The organism is Paraburkholderia sp. WS6 (assembly GCF_030464835.1).
Taxonomy (GTDB): domain Bacteria; phylum Pseudomonadota; class Gammaproteobacteria; order Burkholderiales; family Burkholderiaceae; genus Paraburkholderia; species Paraburkholderia madseniana.
This window is the reverse complement of sequence record NZ_JALQCK010000001.1, coordinates 563,442-582,651: the sequence shown is the minus strand read 5'-3', so window position 1 is coordinate 582,651 and position 19,210 is coordinate 563,442. Positions and strand designations below refer to the sequence as shown.

The window sequence follows — 19,210 nt, the reverse complement described above, 5'->3', positions numbered from 1 at the left end:
TGAGAAATCCGGGCGCGCTGCCGGATCTCAAGCGGTCTCTACGTCCAGAATGGCTGTGGCAAAAGACCGGCCCCGATCATCTGCCGCTCTATCTTCTACTGCCTTACGATTTGCGCGCCACGGCAAAGTCGATCTGCTGCCACCAGGATATCGGCGCCGATTCCTGCTTTGCGCTGGGGATGATCGCAGGATTCGGAATCGCGTTGAAGCAGCCATGGCGTTATCGCCATCTGTTCTGGGAATGCGGCATTCTTGGCCAGGCGCTCTATCTCGAAGCCGAAGCCGCCGGCGTGCGCGCGACAGGGATTGGCTGCTTTTTCGATGATGAAATGCACGCACTGCTCGGCGTGGAGGATCACACCTGGCAAAGCCTGTATCACTTCACCGTCGGCCGTGCGGTAGACGATCAGCGCCTGTCCACATGTCCACCGTATGAGGTTCAGCCTTGAAGCGAGAACCTCATGTCCCGATCGTGGTGAGACGGTATTTTCCGCGAGCGCCCGGCGATTGGACGTCACACATAGTCCTCGTTTTCCTGATCAATGCACGGCGAACCAAACGTATTGGCGTGAGAGTAAAAAGGAACGCGACTCGCCCCCATACGAAGAATAGAACCGTCGCCATAAAGCTTGCTTTAAGGTCTGCTTTCCAAGGCAGCGATGGTTGAAAGCATCTATTCGAATTGCATCGAAGCGGACATTTTCGAGTGGTCGCAACTGGAAAGGCATAAGCGGCCGCTTCGACCGAACGTTGCCACGCTAATCTCTGCGAATGTCTCCTTTATGAAGGATTCTGGACAATCTGAGGTGTGCATTCCGTGATCAACCACCGGCGGTTCTTGGCCGAACCCGGTCCGACGCGGCCCTAGTCCGATCGCCGATCGCTGCAGGTATGCGAAGACGTACACCAACCCACACGGAACACTCGACAACTCAGTTCGGACACCGAATGGCGGGCATCAAGCGAGAACTCAAGGCCCAAGGGTTGACATACCGGGACGTAGCGCGTGCGCTGGCACTTTCAGAACCAAGCGTGAAACGCCTGTTTTCGAGCGAAAGATTCACCGTGGAGCGACTGGTACAGATCAGCCAGTTCTTCGGATTCACGCTGACCGAACTCTTACAGGAAGCGTCATCTTCGGTTCCTCAGCTATCCACGCTGACGGAGCATCAGGAGACACAACTCGTATCGAACAGCAAGTTATTGCTTGTGGCTGTCTGTGCGTTTAACCATTGGTCAGTCGCGGACATCGTCGCGGCCTACCAGATGAGCAAGGCGGAATGCTTAAAGCGACTGTTGGTACTCGATCGTATGGGCGTAATCGCGCTGCTCCCAGGGGACCGGATTCGACTCCGCATCGCGCGAGATTTTGACTGGTTGCCAAACGGGCCGATTCGCCAATTCTTCCGACGGGAAGGTCTAAGCGATTTTTTGGCCGGGCGCTTCGACCAACCGAATGAAACGCTGGAGTTCACTCACGGCATGCTGACAGAAGCTGCGTTCTCGCAGCTCCAGCTTGAGCTAAGGCGGCTGCGTAGCAGGTTCGCCGCCTTGCATAAGGAATCTGCGGCCGCTCCTTTGAACCAGCGACGCGGGACCGGCTTGTTATTGGCGAGTCAGGAATGGGAGCCGACGGTGTTTCAACAATTCCGGCGACCGCCTACGGCCTAGGATCAATGGGGCCCAGCGCCGGTTCATGCAGCGACTTTTCGTTCCGCTCCCAGGGGCAGTTCGGGCATGTCACGATCGGACTGCGGCACGGAGCCGGGCCGGCGATGCACGTCATGCGTCACGAAGCCCTGTTCGCGGCTCGGCACATCGAACCACTCCCGATGGGCAAACGAATCGCGAATGTCGTCGAGACCGCTTTCCCAATGCTCGTGCATCGTGTCGACGCTGAACTCGTAGTCCTTGTAATGCCCCTCATATGGCTTGTTCTTATAGATAAGATGCACCACATTGATTGCGCTGCCGTCGGCCGCTTCTTCAGCGAGACGGAATAGTGGATCGGCCCTGCGCAGATCGGATGGAACATGCGCGAGCAGTTCCTTGATGAAACGGGCATGCTTCTGACGATCCGCCAGCATGCTGGTAATCGCCCGCGTACGGCTGGAGTACTGAATGTCTTTGGCGCGCTCGGACACGTCGAGAAAATCTCCGGGCGCATTGCCTCTCGCGCTCCACAGATCGACCTGAAAAACCAGCGTATCTTTGTGGTCCGAATCGCGAAGCACCTCGGTCAGCGGTGTGTTGGAAACCAGGCCGCCGTCCCAGTAGTACTCGCCGTCGATCTCCACCGCCGGAAAACCTGGCGGCAACGCCCCTGACGCCATGAAATGCTCCGGCTCCAGACGCATTTTCGTGTTGTCGAAGTACACCAGGTTGCCGGTCTGCACGTTCACCGCGCCCACTGAAACGCGGATGTCACCATCGTTGATGCGGTCGAAATCGGCGAACTTCAACAGCGTTTCCCTCAGGGCGGCCGTGTCGTAGTAGCTGACCGCGTTGGGGCTTTGCTTGCCGAAACCTGCCATGGGCAACGGGCTGCGCGGCGAGAAAAAACCCGGCTGACCCTCTGTCAACGCGCGGCTGGCTGCCCACAAACTTGCCCACTTGCGCGACAGGTCGTGCGCGCCGAACCCAGGCAGCATCCATTCACCCAGACCACCGACCCAGTCGAGCGGATGGCAGATCGAATTCCAGAAACCTCGTAACGCTTCCACGCGGTTTTCCGGCGCATTGCCGGCAATGACGGCCGTGTTAAGCGCACCGATCGAGACGCCGGCGATCCAGTTCGGTTGCACACCGGCCTCGGCCAGGCCTTCGTAGACGCCGGCCTGGTAAGACCCGAGCGCGCCGCCGCCCTGAAGCACCAGCGCGATCTCGTCGTAGCGCGGCAGCGCAAACACATCCGGCTGCCCGTTGATTTTTTTTGTGCTGCTGCGCATACGCGACCCCTTATTGCATTGACCAGCCGTGGCTGACAATCACCGACTGCCCGGTGAGCGCAGACGATTCGAAGCCCGCAAGGAACGCAACCGTATTGGCGACGTCCTCAACCGTGGTGAATTCACCGTCGACGGTTTCCTTGAGCATCACGTTCTTCACCACTTCGGCTTCGGAGATACCGAGCGCCTTGGCCTGCTCGGGAATCTGCTTGTCGACGAGCGGGGTTCGCACAAAGCCCGGACACACTACGTTCGCCCGCACGCCACGCGGCCCGCCTTCCTTCGCAACCACCCGGGCCAGTCCCAGCAAGCCATGCTTGGCTGTCACATAGGCGGACTTCAGCTTCGACGCCTCGTGTGAATGCACCGAACCCATGTAGACGATCGAGCCGCCCTTGCCGCCCGCGTACATGTGCTTGATGGCAGCCTTGGTGGTGAGGAAGGCGCCGTCCAGATGGATCGCCAGCATTTTCTTCCAGTCGGAAAACGCGTACTCCTCGATTGGAGCGACGATCTGGATACCCGCGTTCGACACGAGCACATCGATGCTGCCGAGCTCCTGCACCGCGCGTTCGATGCCGCTATTAACCGCTTCTTCATTCGTAACATCCATTGCAACCGCCAGCGCCTTACCGCCCGCGGCGACGATGCTGCTGGCCACCTTCTGCGCGTTCTCGAGATTCAGGTCGGCAATCACCACTGCGGCGCCGAGGCTAGCGAGTTTGCGTGCGCACTGCTCACCAATACCGCTTGCTGCGCCCGTCACAAGCGCGACTTTATTGTTCAACGACATGTTGCGTTCCTTCCTTATCGGTTCACGGAGCGTTATTGATTGACTGCGAGCTTCACGCTCTCGGTTGTGGCGAGATAATCGAGCGCAACCTCGCCGATATCCAGTGTGAGATTGGCGATCACATGCCGCGCGCCGACCACCCGCTTCACCGGCAGATCGGCGACTGGCGCCAATGCGTGCGGATGCAGTTCGAGCGCGGCGGGACCCGACCACGCGCCCAGCACGCTCACGTCGCGCAGATAGAAACGCACGAGCTCGCACACGCGCGCCGAACCGTCAACGTGCGGGATCACCTTCAGCAGGTAATTCGGTGTATCCGCAAGCTTCTTGCGCTCGGCCTCGATGTCGAGCGGCACATGCTTGAAGCCCATCGTGCCGGTTGCGATACGTTGTGTGCCGTAGTCGAGTGTGCCGAGCAGCGTGTCGTTGCCATCGACGCTCAAGGTCGGCCTGGCCAGCTTCTTCGGAAAGCCCCAGATCTCGCGGCCGCCGGCGATCGGACCTTCGTCATCGAGGTACATCGAATGGGTGTAGTTGCCGAGGCGACCTTGCTGGTCTCGCACCGAGATGACCTGGCCGCTTTCGGTGTAGTCACCGAAGCCCGACGAATCAGGCATGCGAATGAATTCGTAATGCACGAGGTCGTTTTCCGGATGCAACGGCTCCGGCACGATGGCGCGCAACGCATCGAAATCGGTCTCATACGAGATGATGAAGTATTCCCGATTGATGAAGCGGTACGGCGGCCGGGGGTAGGCTGGATTGTGAACGGGCATCGCAAAGGCGTCTTTGCGGATCGAAGCGAGGTTCATGAGACTCCTTTATGACTGGCGCATGCAGCACCGGTGCAATGGTAGAGGCAAACCTCACGCGATAAGAGCCACCATTTGTCAATAGACCGTTAACCACACTGCAACACTGCCGCTGGAACTTTGGCCGCGTCATACAACTCAGTGCATGTTCAAATACGCCAGAAGGGGGCGAAACACACCGGCCCCAAAAAAAGATCGCGCGAGCGCGATCCATAGCACCAGGCGCCCACCTCATTCGATCACACACGAGTCACTTCTTCCCCTCCGACCGTCCCCCACCCAGCGCCTCAAGCAGCGGCCGCAGCGCGTCCAATTCCACGCCAAACCCACTCCAATCCCCCGCCTTCAATCGCTCGATCGCACGGTCATAATGTGCAAGCGCTTCGCGAGCACGCGCATCCGCCGTCCCCTGAGGCTGCGACGCGAGCGGACCACTTTCCTTGAAAAGCGCCGCCAACGCTTCGCCCAACGTTTCCCTCATCACCACCCGATCCCCATACGCAGCGATCACCCGCTTCAACTCAGGTAACTGACCCGACTCCGCACGCAAGTAGAGCGGCGAGATGTAAAGGATCGAGTTCTCAATCGGCACGACGAGAAGATGGCCGCGAATGACACGCGAGCCCATCTGGTTCCACAGCGAAATCTGTTGCGAAATCTCGGTGTTCTGCTGGATGCGCGCCTCGATCTGGAACGGCCCATAGACGAGCTTATCCTTCGGAAACGAGTAGACGACAAGCTTGCCGTAGTTAGGCGGATCGCAACGCGCGGCGAGCCACGCGATCATATTGTCGCGCTGGCTAGGCACCATCGGCAGCATCAGGACGAACTCCTCACGCGGTTCCTCGGGCAGCCGCATGATCATGTAGTAAGGCGTCATCGGCGTGCCGGGACTATTCGCGCCATCAATGCCGATCAATTCCCGTGGGAACTGCCAGAGATCCTCGCGATTGTAGAAAACCTCCGGCGCATCCATGTGATAGGCCCGATAAAGTTGCGACTGGATCAGGAACAGTTCTTCCGGGTAGCGGATATGTTTCCGTAGATCTTGCGGCATCGCCGCGAGAGACTTGAACAGACCCAGGAAAATGCGCTGATAAGTCCGTATGATCGGATCGTTAGGATCGCTGACATAGAAATCGATCGTACCGTTATATGCGTCGATCACCACCTTGACTGCGTTGCGGATGTAGTTGGCGCCATCGTCGAAGCCCGGCTGTGCGTAGGGAAACCAACTGCTCGTCGTGTACGCGTCCTGCATCCAGAAAAGACGCCCGTTACTTGTGACGAGGTAGGGATCATGATCGAGCCTGAGGAACGGGGCGATCGTGCGCACCCGATCCTGAATGTTACGGTGCAGCAGAATGCGGCTACCGTTCGTGATGTAGTCGGTAAGCAGGATGTTCGGATCGTTGAACTGCCAGGCGAAGAGACTGCGGCGCGCGCTGCTGCCGATGCCAATACCATCGCTCCCGCTGTAAGCGGTGTAGACGTTGTCCTTGCCCTTGGGGTAGTCGAACTCGGGGACGCTGCCTTTTACGATGACGTAACCTTCACCCCCTTCACCGAAATACAGACGCGGCTCGCGAATGGCCGGCCCGCCGTGCGCAACGGGCGGAATATCCTGCAGATAGAAGGACGGCAACCCTTCCGTCGATTTTTCGGTGACGGGCGACATCACGACGCCATTGCCATGTGTGAACAGGAGGTGCAGGTTCACCCAGGTTTGAGCGTTCGCGGGGAGCATCGAAGACTCCAGCTCGCGGGCCGACAGCATCACCTGCCGATATCCGGCGTCGAGCCGGTAGCGATCGATGTCGACGGAGAAAAATTTGTAGTACGTCCTGATCTCCTGCAACTGCGCGTAGGTATCCATCAGTGGCTGCACATCCCATAGGCGGATGTTGTCGATGGTCGCGCGATTAGCCTCGAGCGAGGCGAGATTCAATTCCTGCTCGGCCGGAAACGGTTTTACCGCGATCTGTGTGAGGCCGTAGGCCATTCGCGTTAGCGCGATATTGTGTTTGATATAGGGCATCTCCAGTTGCAGTTCGCTCGGCTTGACATAGAGGCGCTGAAAGAGCGCCGGGTAGATCAAGGCGAACACGAACGAGGTGCCGAACACCAACAACACCGAGGCGACAGGAATTCGATAGTCCTGCCGGCGCATATTGACCCACGACGCAACGGCTGCAACAGCAGCAAGGCCGACAAGCACCCACAAGACCGGGAGCTCGACGTGGATGTCGGTATAGCCGGCGCCGACCACGACGCCGTTATCTCCGTAGAGCAGCAGAAAGCGGTCGAGTGTGTAAGACCACGCCTTCAGGAGAAAGAACGCACCGAGCAGCGCTGAACCATGAGCGGTGGCAGCGGCAGAGAGTACGCGCGGCGCCCGCTCGAACGTAACGTCGCCGCGAACCCCATAAACCGCGGCCGCAACGAGCGCACTGCAGAAGATCAACTGCAGCAGCCAGTTCTTGAACGCAAGATAGGTGGGCAGCGAGAACAGATAGAAGCTGATGTCCTGTCCAAAAACAGGATCGCGGTCGCCATAGGGCATCTGATGCAGGAAGCGCAGCACCAGATCCCAGTTGGAGATTTCGCCGCCAGCGATGATCAGCGCCAGGACAATAGCGCCGCCGGCAATGCTGGCGCGCCAGGGAATGCGCGGTGCGAGCTGGTCTGCCAGTTCACTGATGAACTCCGGCGTACCTGACAGACGAGCCGTTTCGACTTGCCAGCTACCGGGACGCCGCGCGTAACGATGCGCAAGAAACCCCGATGCAGCTATTACGCTCGCCGACGCTACGAACGCGGCGGCAAAGAGGAGCGCCTTGGCGGAGACCGTCGTCCAGAAAACGTCGACGTAACCGACTGAAGCAAACCACAGCCAGTCGACCACGACGCCAGTGAGGCGCCCCGCGACGATCAGGACGCCCACGACGACCGCAACCATAATTGCGATGCGTCTGACGTTCACGCCGGAGCTCGGTTGCCAATGCATCGCCCCTCCTTTGCCGGGACGCCACGTGTGGCTGACTGCGATCAGGTCTGCTTAAACCGCTACTCTGCTGCGAACCTGGTTGACCGGTTTATCAATGCGCCCGTCGAAGCCGGCGCGCAGCCAATGAATGATTAGGGTCACGTAACTGATTGTAGTCCGGTGAGGCAGCGGGCGTATGCTCGCCCGATCCACGCAGGGATGAACGGACAAGCTCCTACAGCGCAACGTTAGAAACGCTCGATCATGCCGAACTGCACGCCTCGCACAGAGGCCCCTGGCCACGATGGCGTGAGGCCCGTCACATTAACCCCGCGCAACGTGAACTCACCCTGCCCGCGATTGCGCAACCAGCCGGCGCTCGCATAAAGCAGAGCGCGCTTAGAGAGGTCGTACTCGCATGCCGCGCTGAACTGATCGGCGTTGTTATCGCCACCCGAGCGGTCACGCAGATAGGTGTAGCCGAGTGAGGCACGAAATTGCGCATTCACGACATAGCGCGCGGAGACGGATACACCGTCGTTGTGATATCGCGGCGTACCGCCATCGCCGTTGAAGAACGATAGAAAACCCGTGACGGGGCCAAAAACGTACGAGACGCCGCCCAGGTTGGCGCGCAGCGCGCCGTCGCCGTGCGTCTGTTGATGCGCGTACGAGATGCGGAACGGTCCCTCGCGCCATGCGAAGGTTTCGATGTGGGCGGCGAGCCCGTTGCCGTCGTTGCTGCTGTCGCCGTCGCGCAGCGATGCCATGATGGTCGTGGAGAATCCGTGGAATTCCGGCGAGAGATAGGTGATCGCATTGCTCTCGTAGGGTGTGATCTTGGAGAGGTTGTCGAGACCGGAAGCGATCGTGCCTGCGTCGAAAGCATCGAGCCCGCCCTTGAACGGAATATAGATAGGCGAGTACTGACGGCCGACACGCACGGTGCCGTAAAGCGTATCCAATCCGATCCAGGCCTGGCGATTAAAGACCGTGTTCGCGACGGCAAAGGTGCCGTCGGCGGAACTGAAACCGTTCTCCAGAGTGAACAGGATCTTGACGCCATTGCCGACGTCCTCGGCGCCGCGCAGGCCGACGCGCGATCCCCGATAAGCGCCGGAATCCATACGAGCAACGTAGCCCGCGCCCGGATTGGTGACTTCAATGCTCGTATCGAGTGCGCCGTAGAGCGTGACGGCACTTTGCGCATGCGCAAGCGTGGCGTGCACCGCGATCGAGGTCAGCACGACGCAGGCTCGCGGCGCAAAGCGTGAATGGTTCATTCGACAATATAGAAAGCGGCGCATTCAATGCGCCGCGTAAGGGACAAGAAAAACCGCATGCGCGGCGCGTGCCGCTTATTGCGGCGGTAACGCGTAGGCAATCACATAGTCGCCGAGCTTTGTGCCGAACGAGCCATGGCCGCCCGCCGCGATCACGACGTACTGACGGCCGTTGATCGAATAGCTCATCGGTGTGGCCTGACCGCCGGCGGGCAGGCGAGCCTCCCAGACCTGCTCGCCGTTGTTCACGTTGAACGCGCGGATGTAGTTGTCCGCCGTCGCGCCGATGAACGCGACACCGCCCGCAGTGACGCTCGGACCGCCCAGCATCGGCATGCCCATCTTGAACGGCAGAGGAATCGGCGAACTGTCGCGCACGGTACCGATGCGCTTCTTCCACACAATCTCATTGGTCTTGAGATCGATCGCAGAGATGTAGCCCCATGCCGGTTGCTTGCACGGCAGACCCAGCGGCGAGAGGAACGGATTGATCGTCACGCCGTACGGTACGCCGTACTGCGGCTGGATGCCTGACTCCGTGCCGCTGCCCTTGGCACCCGGCTCCGGTTCCAGCGGGTTGCCCGGGCCACGCGGAATCAGGCGCGAGACGAACGGCAAGCCGATCGGGTTCGCGACGGCAATCTGGCGGTCGGTGTCGACGGCAAGACCGCCCCACTCAAACACGCCCAGGTTGCCCGGGAACACGAGCGTGCCCTGTAGCGACGGCGGCGTGAACGTGCCCTCGTAACGCAGCTTGTGGAACATCACGCGGCACACAAGCTGGTCGAACATCGTCGCGCCCCACATGTCGGCGTCGGTCAGGTTCTTCGACGGACGATACGTGAGCTGTGAGAACGGCTGTGTCGGCGCAACGTGGTCGCCGGGCGCCGCGCCCTGCGGCACGGGCGTTTCGGGCGCCGGCACGACTAGCGCACCGGTGCGGCGGTCGAGCACGAACAGGTTGCCGGTCTTGGCCGGCGCGTACACGACCGGCACGGTCTTACCATCCTTGCCGGTGATGTCGGCGATCGTGGGCTGCGACGGCTGGTCCATGTCCCACAGATCGTGGTGCACGCTCTGGTAGAACCAGGCGAGCTTGCCGGTCGAGGCGTTGAGTGCGAGCAGCCCGGTGGCGTATTGCTCCAGCTCCGGCGTGCGGTCGCCGCCCCAGATATCCGGCGTCTTCACACCCATCGGCAGATAGACAATGTCGAGCTTCGCGTCGTAGGCGGCGGGTGCCCAAGAGTTGGGCGAATTCCACGTGTAATGTTCGCCTGGGCCCGGAATGTGATTCGGGTCCTTCGCGCCCGGATCGAACGCCCAGAGCAATTCACCCGTGCGCACGTCGAAGCCGCGAATGACACCCGACGGCTCGCGATTCGAGAAGTTGTCCTCCACTGCGCCCGCCACGACGATCACCTTGCTGGTGATGATCGACGGCGAGGTGGGCTCGTACATGCCCGGCGTTGTGACAGGCTGGGCGTGTTGAAGGTCGAGGTCGCCGTTGTTGCCGAAGCCCGCGCAACGTTGGCCCGTCAGCGCGTCGAGGGCGTAGAGGTGGCCGTCGTTGACCGGCAGATAGATGCGGCGCGTACAGGCGGCCGTAGCGGGGCCTGAGGCGTCTGCGACTGCGGCGCCCGAGGCAGGCGTGGCAGCAGCGCCCGAGGCGTCTGTAGCTGCGGCGGCATCGCTGGCCGACGCTGCCGCGGGTGCGGCTGCATCGCTCGCCGGCGCCGCAGCGGGTGCGGCCGCCGTGGCACTGGCCGACAGATCGACATACGACACGCCGCGGCAAGTCACGTGCTGGAACGACGGATCGTTCTTCAGTCGCGGATCGAACTTCCACTTGAGCGTGCCCGTCTTCGCGTCGAGCGCGAACAGGATCTGATGCGGCGAGCATAGGTAAAGCAAGTCGCCGATCTTGATCGGCGTGACTTCGTTGGTAATCTCGACAGGATCGTTGGGCCCCTTCATGTCACCCGTGCGGAAGGTCCAGGCCACCTGGAGATTCTTCACGTTCTCAGGCGTGATCTGCTGCAATGGCGAGTAGCGCGTGCCTTCCTGGGTGCGCCCATAGGCGGGCCAGTCGGAGGCGTCGATCCCGGTGCTGGCGACGCTCGCGGGCGCGGAAGCGTTCAGTGTGCCATTGACCTGTTGCGGATCGTTGAAGTTGGCGTACACGAGTATGCCCGCCCATGCGACGAGCGCGACGACGAGCGACGCGACACCCAGCTTGCGTTCGCCCTCCAGCCGCCAGCTCACGAGCAGCAGCAACCATACGCCGAAGATAACGAGTACACCGGAGCGCGGCGCGAGTGCCCAGAAGTCCGGACCCGACTCGTAGAGTGCCCAGATCGCCGTGCCGATCAGCACGAGTGCATAAAGCACGAGCGCGGCTGGACTGCGTCGCCAAAGCAGCCAGGCCACGCCCAACAGCACGATGCCTGTGACGACGTAGTACGCCGAGCCGCCGACCGCCAGCAGCCATGCGCCACCGATCAACAGATAGAGCGCGGTCAGCACCGTAAAGAGCAAGGTGATGACGCCGATCACGCCCCGCGAATTCGATTGACTGGTCATGGATCTCTACCCTCTTGAGTGGATACCGCCTGCCAGTGGTACCGACATCGAATTCACATGTCGGCGCACGGAAAAAAGCATATCAGAACGCTAACTACACATATTAGGAGACGTAGCGACCATCTGGAATGACATATTCGTTGTTGCCGGCTACTGCGCTTCGCGTCGCCCGGTCAGATGCGCAGCCACCTGGATGGCATAAACAGCGGAAGCAGTTATCACACCCGTTATCAACACGCCGAGCAGTCCAAGCAAAACCGCGACGATCAGACCAGGTGTGGTGGTCGGCACCACGTCGCCGTAGCCGATAGTCAGCGCCGTGACCGCGCAGAAATAGAAAGTGTGGCCTAGCGATGCGTGCGTGCGTGTGGCTACATCGACGGCCCCCCCAACGAAATACATGGCGACCGACAAAATGAGGAAAAGTATCAGCAGCATCGCCAGAATGGCGCGCAGATGCCAGAGAACCCTGGCAAACTCGGCAATTGCCCGTTGCGGCTGGATTCGGGTGCGAGCAGCGTCTTCGGCGGCATTGTCCATGTCATGAACCTCAGAGATACGCGCCGCTTTGCGCGACACGGCATCCGCTGCTTGCACTCGAAATAGCGCGTGACGACGCGCGGCTTAGACCAGCGTCAGCTTGACGTCGATGTTGTTGCGTGTGGCGTTCGAATAAGGACAGACGACGTGCGCCTTGGCGATCAGCGCTTCCGCCTCTGCGCGGTCCATGCCCGGCAGCGAGATTTTCAGTTCGACTTCAATGCCGAAGCCATTGGGGATCTGTCCGATGCCGACATTGCCATCAATGGCGACGTCCTTTGGCAACGCGATCTTGTCGCGCGCGCTAACGAACTTCATTGCCCCGATGAAGCATGCGCTATATCCCGCCGCGAAGAGTTGCTCGGGGTTCGTTCCGTCGCCGCCTCCGCCACCGAGCTCCTTCGGCGTGGTCAGCTTGAGATCGAGGTTGCTGTCGGGAATCGTCGCGCGTCCGTCGCGACCGCCGGTGACGTGTGCATGAGCACGATATAAGACTTTTTCAATCGACATTCAAGACTCCTTTGTGTGCCAGGATGATCGACGCCTTACGCCGCCCTTTCTGTTCACGTTCTGCGACATGAGGTCTCGAAACGTTGATGCCAAAGCTAACACGCATAGTAATCGGGTCGACTCAGACCGACAACCGGGATGGAGGTGCTTTCTCCTACTTTAAGCGCTCTATTGGTAGATTGATATGACATATTCCAGGTAGTCGCGATGGTAGGCCGGTGAGGTTGCGCCGTGTGACACGGGTTGCCGATGGTCAGGGTTATGTGACAGCACTGAGACGGACGACAACCGTCTCAGTGCGGGCAATTTCCGAACGATTCTTCGGCTGTACCGCCCTGCCACCCGATGGCCCTTCTTGATCGCCTAGTGTTGCGCGACGACCGGTTGCTGAGCCGCGTCGGTTCTTAACGTTGCGGCAGTTTTCTCTGCCGGGGTTTGGCGTTGCGGCACGTTTGCGGTGGCTATCGGTTCGCCTGCTCGTTGCGCCACCTCTTCTGCAAGCAGGTTCGCTGCGTGGCGTGCCGTGATGCGACTTTGCGGAACGCCCTTCGCATCGAGCGCAATCACCTTGTACAACTCGCGGTCGCATTCGAGTTCCTGCTGATATTGCTCAGCCGTGTCCACCAGCAATTCAAGAAGCGTCTGACGACGCCGTCTTTCCTCTAGCGTGATGGAAGGATTCCTACATATCGAGGACGCAAGTGTGATCAAGGTATCCAGTTGAGCCAGATGCCGGTCGCATAAATCGAATGCCGACAGGGCAAGCTTTTCGTACTGGATTGCGTCGACAGGCGGACGTGAAGTGGGTTGATTTCTGTTGGACTTGCTCATGGTGACGATCTCCCTGTTACTTCTTGGATCGCCCGACACTCGCTGGAAGGGGTGAGCGGGCACGTAGCAGGTTAGCAGACCGGGCTTGAAACAAACCGGCGAGCCTTGCGGCTCCCCACCACGGCCCGCCCATTGAAATATAGACGTGCAGAGGTAGACGCACGCCCCGCGTGAGCGGGTGTGCGGTTTCAAGCGGTAGGCTGCTAAACCTAGTCATCGGATGTTTCCCGACGACTAGGTAATTATAAATCAGGCGACGTGGATTGCCTTCAACCTTGTAGGCTAAATGTTTGATTTGGCCGAACGGATAAGGAAAGATAGGGCGAGGGTGGACGTTCTTCCGCCGAGGCCATCATTCGCCCGTCGGCGTTGACAGACCGAGGCTCAGCTACGCTCGTATCGCAGCACTCGACTATGTTGCGTCGCGAACAATATTGACCGGCCATCGGCGTTAAAGCTCAGGCATACGCGCTGTCGTTGGAGCGCCTCGTGCTGTGGATCAATCGCCTGATCCGCATCAACCGGCACACACCACACCGTGGAAATTTGGCTCAGGTCGAGCGGATGCCATTACCGTAGGCTGTAGCCGATTAAGAGCCAATACGGCGCGGAATTCCCAGCGGCTGGTCATCGGCCTTATGGAAAGCTTCGCATAAGGCCGATCAACCGCCTTTCACGTCACGCTCCTGATCGCCAGGTTGTCGGCCTTATGGAAAGCTTCACATAAGGTCGATCAACCCTTCACCGCGACAGCCATTCGGGCTTGCTCGAACCCCGAGGCGTGAGCACCGTCCTGAAGGCCCCGGGAGTCTTCGACAAGACCACCTGGTCGGTCATGCCCTGATATGTGCCCAGTGGGGTCTCTGCCGTGAACAGGTCGGGGGCGACGTAGGCGTGCTGGTCGGAAGATCCGGCGGTCGCCTGGGCATAGTCCCTGTCGAAGATGCCGAGCGAGAACAGCCACAGCACGGTTCGGGTCAGAGAAACAGTGACTCGATAGCTGCCACCCTCGATCGCACGCCGGCGCAACGCCGCGAGTACGCCGACCGTGCCGAGCCAGCCCACCACGTTGTCGACAATGGGGATGATCGGCGGCGATTTCGGACGCGCGAGCGTACCTTCGACGGCGAACAGCCCCGAGACGGCCGCGCCGATTTCATCGAATCCCGGACGATACTTCCAGGGGCCCTTGGCGCCGTGAAGCAGGACACTGGCATGGATCAACCCGGGCTTCCTGCCGCAGAGCTCCTCGGCCTCGAGACCATGGCGTTCCAGATAGCCCGGACGCTTGTTCGCGAAGAAGACATCGGCATCCTTCAGCAGGAGATCGAATTTCGCACGGTCCTCCTTCGAGTAGTCCAGGATCGTCGAGCGCATCCCGACCTGAGTGTCCCACGCGAACGCCTCGATCTCGCTGTCGTCGAACGGCCGCCAGATGTTGAGGACATCGGCCCCGTGCAAAGCCAGGTCTCTTCCGATGGCCGCTCCGGCAATCACGTGACCCATTCCGAGTGCGCGAATGCCGTCCAGCGGACTGGTGCCATCTTTCCCGAAAGGGATCGGCTCGCTTTCGCCGATCTTTTCCACGTTGATCAGCGACATTCTCGAGAGGACCTCGGTGTACTGAAGCTCCTTGCGGAATTCCTCGAAGGTGCGCACCTTGGCGATGACGATCCCGGCTTCCGCCGCCGCATTCTCCAGATCGTCCGCGCGCCATTGCAGAATGGCGTTGCGCACGGCTTCCGGGCTGGAGTCGCACCGGAGCAGGCTGAGCTCACGGGCAGCCAGCTTGGGATAGATGTTCAGGGGTACGACGTGTCTTCCGTCGCGGGTTTCGCGAAAGAGATTCGTATCGACTTTGAGCGCCGGAGGACGTCCATTGATCGTCTCCCATTTCAGATCGAAGAACCCGGCGAAGCGCCGCAACGCTTTACGAACGTCCACTTCGATGTCCTGTTCCTCGCCGCTGCGCAGTCGCCATAGCGCAGCGACGCCGACGGCCTTGGCGGCCAGGGCGATCGCGGACAACGAGCCGAACCGGAAGAGCGCGGGAATGATCGGATCCCGGCCGCGGAAAGTGATCTTGCCACCGCTGTCCGCCGTCGATAACCCGACGTCTTTCAGTACGTCATTGAGCGCGCCGTGCAGATCGATGTCCGAGTTCCGCGCCGGATTCGCGAGCTTCGATTGAATGATTCCGGTAAGCAGGTCCGGTTCGCTTTCGATTGCAAGATTGGTCGAGTCTTTCATTTGAGGAATTTTTTTCGATAAGGGAGTGTCAACTGCCCGCGGTCAGTCCACGCGAGCCGCGGCCACGCGTGAAGTGGCCGCATCCGTACCTATCCGTACCTTTAACGCGCCTTTCCTTTGGTGCGCAGTTCGATGAGGCCGAGCAGCATCTCGTCCCGCTCCGCCTCCAACTCCTCGATGGAGCGCGATCCGACTTCGGCATGAACGCCGTCGATGAGCTTCTTCTGCACCTCGGGTGTCAGCTCCGGCGAGCCGAGGGTCTTCCACCAGGCCGCCATCGGGCCGCTGAACTGCTGGAAGAAGTGCTCAATGCCGCCCGGACCGCCGCCGAGATGGTTGAGCATCATGTTGCCCATCACGCCCCAGCGCAGGCCCGGCCCCCAGGAGAGGGCGGTGTCGACGTCGGCGGCGCTCACCACACCCTCGGCGACGAGGTAATACACCTCTCGGGCCAATGCAGCCTGCAGCCGGTTTGCGACGTGGCCGGGCATCTCCTTGTTGACCCGCACCGTCCGCTGTCCGATCGACGTATAAAAATCCGCTGCGCGCTGGATTGTCGTCTCCGAGGTCTTTGCCCCGCCGACGATCTCGACCAGCGGAATCAGGTGGGGCGGATTGAACGGATGAGCGATGACGCAACGCTCGGGATGCCCTGCGGCGCCGTTCTGGATTTCGCTCATGGTGAGCCCCGACGAGCTCGAAGCAATGATCACGTCGGCAGGCAGCAGCTCGTCGAGTTGCCCGTAGAGCCTCTGCTTGAAATCAATCCGCTCGGGCCCGTTTTCCTGGACGAGGTCCACATCCTCGAGCGCTTGTGCGAGAACGGGCGTGAACTTCAGGTTCGCTTGCGACGCTCCAGGCGAAAGGCCCAATCTCGTGAGCGCCGGCCAGGCGGACTCCACGAACTTCCTCAGTTGGGCTTCCGCGTTCGGCGCGATGTCCGTCGCAACGACCTGCAGTCCCTTGGCGAGATACAGGGCGGTCCAGCTGGCGCCGATCACGCCGGTGCCGATGATGGCGATGCGACGAATGGGCTTGGTATCAGTCATGTCATGTCTCCAATGCGTGGGTCAGACTTCGGCGTAGGCGATGCCGGTGAGGTTGCCCTGGGCGAAGAGGAAGTTGCGCTGGTTCTTTCCATCGAGATCGGCGGAATAGACGGAGCCGCCCAGGTCCGTGACGAACATCCGATTACCGGGAGTGTCGAGTGCGATGCCGATTCCCTCCATCAGGTGCGTAACGAGAATTTCAGACGTCGCCGTTCCATCGATCGACGTACGATTGACGGTGTTGCCGCGCGGAGGATCGCCGCGGTCGGTCCAGTAGAGGACACGCTTCGCGAGGTCGAGCTCAAGGTCGATGGGCTCCGGCAACCGGTCGAACAGCACTTCGATGTCGGAGCGGTTCGTCGGGTCTTCGCCCTGCGGGATGTCGATGTTGGCGCGGAAGATGCGGCCCAGGCCGGCGTCGTCCGGGCCTTTCTGCGTCCAGTAGAGTTTCCCGAGCTTCGGATCGATCGTGATTCCGACGCACCACCGGGTCTGGTCGAGCCGGTCCTGGTCGCCATGCCCGGTCGCGACCAGCGTTTCGACTTGAGAGCCGTCGAGGTTCGCGCGCATCACGCGCATGCCTTCTCGATCGCACCAATAGAGCTTGCGGCTCGCCTTGTCGAGATGAATCTGTTTCGGTGTGTGCGTGACGCCTTGCGGGACGATGACCACGCGGTTCTTGCCATCCAGATCGGCGCGTTCGATCGAGCCGTCATGGAGACCGATCGAACCCATGTTGGTCCAGTAGATTTGACCGGCATCCACGTCCACGACGATGCCGTCGGGGAGGCGGCAATCCGCGACGATCGTCTTGAGGTCGGATCCGTCGGGATTGATCGAGTGAATGCGGCCACCGCTCAATTCGAGGAAAAACAATCGGCCGGAGCGGCTCGCGTCCGCGGAAACATTCGTTCCGCTGATTCGGGGCAGGGTCATCGTGTGTCCTTTCGGGTCATTGCCATTGGAAGAGAGACTGCAATAGCGCTTTAGAGGCCAAGACCTCTCTCCAGGACGAGCTGCGGAACCGGGTGCCGTGAATTGCCCGGCAGGACGTTCATCCGGCCCGCGACCACCTCGAGATCCGCAGTGCAATCTCCAAGCCGTAGTGTCTGAATTGAACGGTTTATAGTGCCAACTTTCTGATGGTAGTTGGCGGGGCGAAGGGCGGCTATTACATAAAGCTGCAATACGCCTCATGTTCCGTACCCATTAGAGGCATGTTGTTGCGTGAATGACCTTTTGCCCTCTTATGCCCGCGTCGTCGAGCGCTTGCATCACCTCTTGCGCGTCGGCCAACGAATACATCGCCGCGCCGAACTTCTCCCAGTGACCGCTTTTCTCCCACATCTGGATAAGCGATACGATGGATGTTTGATTCGGAGCCGCCGCATCTTCGCTAAACTTCGACCCACCATCCAATCGACCGAGCACCTCACCTTGACCATCCACATCCGCCCCGCCCACGCAGCCGACGCCGCCTTGATTCTCCGCTTCATCACCGAACTCGCGGTGTATGAAAAAGCGGAGCACGAAGTTGTCGCGAACGTCGAAGACATCGAAACGAGCTTGTTCTCCGCCACATCCACGGCGAAGGCTTTGATCTGCGAAATGAACGGCCAGCCGATCGGTTTTTGCGTTTACTTCTTTTCCTATTCGACGTGGCTCGGCAAACAGGGGCTTTATCTGGAAGACCTATACATATCGCCGACATCGCGTGGCAGTGGCGCGGGCAAACAGATGCTTCGCCACCTCGCACAAATTGCCTGCGAAACAGGCTGTGGGCGCTTTGAATGGAGCGTGCTCGACTGGAACGGGCCTGCAATCGGCTTTTATGAATCGATCGGCGCGAGCGCGCAAAGCGAATGGGTTCGCTACCGGCTGGCGGGCGACGCACTCACGGCGTTTGCCGACGGCAATACGTGAGACACGCTTGCCCGCGAGCAGAAACGTAGCCGCTAACCGATTAATCCCCCGCGCCGCTCGCCACCGGCTCGACTTCAAACGCATCGCCTGTAGCGAAGAACGTCCCGCCCGCCACGTAATGGCACGTACGCAGATCCGGATCATCGCCAAAGTGCCAGCGGTTGTTCGAATACACGCGGCTGTCCGCATAGGCGGCGACCACTTCGCCAATGATCAGATCGTGTCGCTGGCTATCATCCGGAATCACCTTGCATTCCATCCACGTGATGCAGCCCGCCAGCATCGGCACATCGATTTTTTGTGCGGGAAAAGTCTCGAGGTCGAAGGCGGAGAATTTGTCGAGTTCAGCGCCTGCGTTCGTTCCGACCGCCAACGTCTGCGCGGCAAATCCGCGGCTCGGCAGTTGCAGCCCGAACACGCCGCTCGCTTCAATCAGTTGCCGCGTGAGCGTGCGGCTGTCCACCACGACGACCACCTTTGGCGGCGTGAAATCGAGCGGCATCGCCCACGATGCGGCCATCACATTCGAGCGACCGCCGTGCGCGCTGGTAATGATCGTGACAGGGCCATGATTCAGTAACTGCGTGGCCCGCGACAATGCGACGGGTTCCCGGGTGACTTTCATACGTGCTCTTCCGCGTCAAATGGATCTGGCAGATTGTAGCGGGGACACGCAAAACGGGTGCAACGTGTCGCATGGCGCTT

Annotated in this window: 16 protein-coding genes; 3 read left to right on the top strand and 13 right to left on the bottom strand. The window is 60.3% G+C overall.

Features of this window, described 5'->3' with window-relative positions:
* A partial coding sequence (locus tag M0D64_RS02530) for a SagB/ThcOx family dehydrogenase (RefSeq protein WP_266256476.1) occupies positions 1 to 449 on the top strand: 449 nt, incomplete at its 5' end.
* 499 nt (positions 450 to 948) lie between these two features.
* Positions 949 to 1,671 carry a helix-turn-helix transcriptional regulator gene (locus tag M0D64_RS02525; protein ID WP_266256475.1) on the top strand — a complete coding sequence of 241 codons (723 nt, stop codon included), beginning with the start codon at positions 949 to 951 and terminating at the stop codon, positions 1,669 to 1,671.
* 23 nt (positions 1,672 to 1,694) lie between these two features.
* Here M0D64_RS02525 and M0D64_RS02520 read toward each other — a convergent pair whose 3' ends face one another.
* The 12 genes from M0D64_RS02520 to M0D64_RS02465 form a co-directional block, all read right to left on the bottom strand.
* Entirely contained in the window at positions 1,695 to 2,948 is a 1,254-nt protein-coding gene (locus tag M0D64_RS02520; protein WP_266256474.1) for a patatin-like phospholipase family protein, read from the bottom strand.
* Between the two features lie 10 nt (positions 2,949 to 2,958).
* Positions 2,959 to 3,741: a 3-hydroxybutyrate dehydrogenase gene (locus M0D64_RS02515; RefSeq protein WP_154567444.1), complete on the bottom strand. Its 783-nt coding sequence runs from the start codon at positions 3,739 to 3,741 to the stop codon at positions 2,959 to 2,961.
* Between the two features lie 32 nt (positions 3,742 to 3,773).
* Positions 3,774 to 4,553, bottom strand: coding sequence for an acetoacetate decarboxylase (locus M0D64_RS02510; protein ID WP_171929337.1), 780 nt, complete (start codon positions 4,551 to 4,553; stop codon positions 3,774 to 3,776).
* A 250-nt stretch (positions 4,554 to 4,803) separates the two neighbouring features.
* A complete protein-coding gene (locus M0D64_RS02505; protein ID WP_266256473.1) occupies positions 4,804 to 7,560 on the bottom strand; it encodes a UPF0182 family protein in 2,757 nt (918 codons plus the stop codon).
* 227 nt (positions 7,561 to 7,787) lie between these two features.
* Entirely contained in the window at positions 7,788 to 8,786 is a 999-nt protein-coding gene (locus tag M0D64_RS02500; protein ID WP_266256472.1) for a porin, read from the bottom strand.
* Between the two features lie 111 nt (positions 8,787 to 8,897).
* Entirely contained in the window at positions 8,898 to 11,402 is a 2,505-nt protein-coding gene (locus M0D64_RS02495) for a glucose/quinate/shikimate family membrane-bound PQQ-dependent dehydrogenase (RefSeq protein WP_266256471.1), read from the bottom strand.
* 150 nt (positions 11,403 to 11,552) lie between these two features.
* Positions 11,553 to 11,942, bottom strand: a complete 390-nt coding sequence (locus M0D64_RS02490; RefSeq protein ID WP_154567449.1) for a potassium channel family protein — start codon at positions 11,940 to 11,942, stop codon at positions 11,553 to 11,555.
* Positions 11,943 to 12,026: 84 nt separating this feature from the next.
* The gene (locus M0D64_RS02485; protein WP_266256470.1) at positions 12,027 to 12,452 is read right to left on the bottom strand and encodes an organic hydroperoxide resistance protein; all 426 of its coding nucleotides are present in this window, start codon (positions 12,450 to 12,452) and stop codon (positions 12,027 to 12,029) included.
* A 363-nt stretch (positions 12,453 to 12,815) separates the two neighbouring features.
* Entirely contained in the window at positions 12,816 to 13,283 is a 468-nt protein-coding gene (locus M0D64_RS02480) for a hypothetical protein (protein WP_266256469.1), read from the bottom strand.
* Between the two features lie 741 nt (positions 13,284 to 14,024).
* Positions 14,025 to 15,533, bottom strand: a complete 1,509-nt coding sequence (locus M0D64_RS02475; RefSeq protein WP_266256468.1) for a CoA transferase — start codon at positions 15,531 to 15,533, stop codon at positions 14,025 to 14,027.
* A 101-nt stretch (positions 15,534 to 15,634) separates the two neighbouring features.
* Positions 15,635 to 16,582 (bottom strand): 3-hydroxyacyl-CoA dehydrogenase NAD-binding domain-containing protein, encoded by a 948-nt coding sequence (locus tag M0D64_RS02470; protein ID WP_266256467.1) that lies wholly within the window; start codon positions 16,580 to 16,582, stop codon positions 15,635 to 15,637.
* A gap of 21 nt (positions 16,583 to 16,603) precedes the next feature.
* Positions 16,604 to 17,518 (bottom strand): 3-hydroxyacyl-CoA dehydrogenase, encoded by a 915-nt coding sequence (locus M0D64_RS02465; protein WP_266256466.1) that lies wholly within the window; start codon positions 17,516 to 17,518, stop codon positions 16,604 to 16,606.
* Positions 17,519 to 18,019: 501 nt separating this feature from the next.
* On the opposite strand from M0D64_RS02465, the gene M0D64_RS02460 reads away from it, so the two are divergent.
* Positions 18,020 to 18,505 (top strand): GNAT family N-acetyltransferase, encoded by a 486-nt coding sequence (locus M0D64_RS02460; RefSeq protein ID WP_266256493.1) that lies wholly within the window; start codon positions 18,020 to 18,022, stop codon positions 18,503 to 18,505.
* A 40-nt stretch (positions 18,506 to 18,545) separates the two neighbouring features.
* Here the strand turns inward: M0D64_RS02460 and M0D64_RS02455 are convergent, their stop codons facing one another.
* On the bottom strand, positions 18,546 to 19,130 hold the full coding sequence (locus M0D64_RS02455) for a flavin reductase family protein (RefSeq protein WP_266240365.1): 585 nt from the start codon (positions 19,128 to 19,130) through the stop codon (positions 18,546 to 18,548).
* Positions 19,131 to 19,210: the final 80 nt, after the last annotated feature.

Excerpts from the sequence above, each read along its gene's own strand:
- M0D64_RS02470 (WP_266256467.1), bottom strand. The coding sequence starts at position 16,582 with ATGACTGATACCAAGCCCATTCGTCGCATCGCCATCATCGGCACCGGC.
- M0D64_RS02520 (WP_266256474.1), bottom strand. The coding sequence starts at position 2,948 with ATGCGCAGCAGCACAAAAAAAATCAACGGGCAGCCGGATGTGTTTGCG.
- M0D64_RS02495 (WP_266256471.1), bottom strand. The coding sequence starts at position 11,402 with ATGACCAGTCAATCGAATTCGCGGGGCGTGATCGGCGTCATCACCTTG.
- M0D64_RS02480 (WP_266256469.1), bottom strand. The coding sequence starts at position 13,283 with ATGAGCAAGTCCAACAGAAATCAACCCACTTCACGTCCGCCTGTCGAC.
- M0D64_RS02475 (WP_266256468.1), bottom strand. The coding sequence starts at position 15,533 with ATGAAAGACTCGACCAATCTTGCAATCGAAAGCGAACCGGACCTGCTT.
- M0D64_RS02525 (WP_266256475.1), top strand. The coding sequence starts at position 949 with ATGGCGGGCATCAAGCGAGAACTCAAGGCCCAAGGGTTGACATACCGG.
- M0D64_RS02515 (WP_154567444.1), bottom strand. The coding sequence starts at position 3,741 with ATGTCGTTGAACAATAAAGTCGCGCTTGTGACGGGCGCAGCAAGCGGT.
- M0D64_RS02505 (WP_266256473.1), bottom strand. The coding sequence starts at position 7,560 with ATGCATTGGCAACCGAGCTCCGGCGTGAACGTCAGACGCATCGCAATT.
- M0D64_RS02510 (WP_171929337.1), bottom strand. The coding sequence starts at position 4,553 with ATGAACCTCGCTTCGATCCGCAAAGACGCCTTTGCGATGCCCGTTCAC.
- M0D64_RS02455 (WP_266240365.1), bottom strand. The coding sequence starts at position 19,130 with ATGAAAGTCACCCGGGAACCCGTCGCATTGTCGCGGGCCACGCAGTTA.
- M0D64_RS02485 (WP_266256470.1), bottom strand. The coding sequence starts at position 12,452 with ATGTCGATTGAAAAAGTCTTATATCGTGCTCATGCACACGTCACCGGC.
- M0D64_RS02465 (WP_266256466.1), bottom strand. The coding sequence starts at position 17,518 with ATGACCCTGCCCCGAATCAGCGGAACGAATGTTTCCGCGGACGCGAGC.
- M0D64_RS02490 (WP_154567449.1), bottom strand. The coding sequence starts at position 11,942 with ATGGACAATGCCGCCGAAGACGCTGCTCGCACCCGAATCCAGCCGCAA.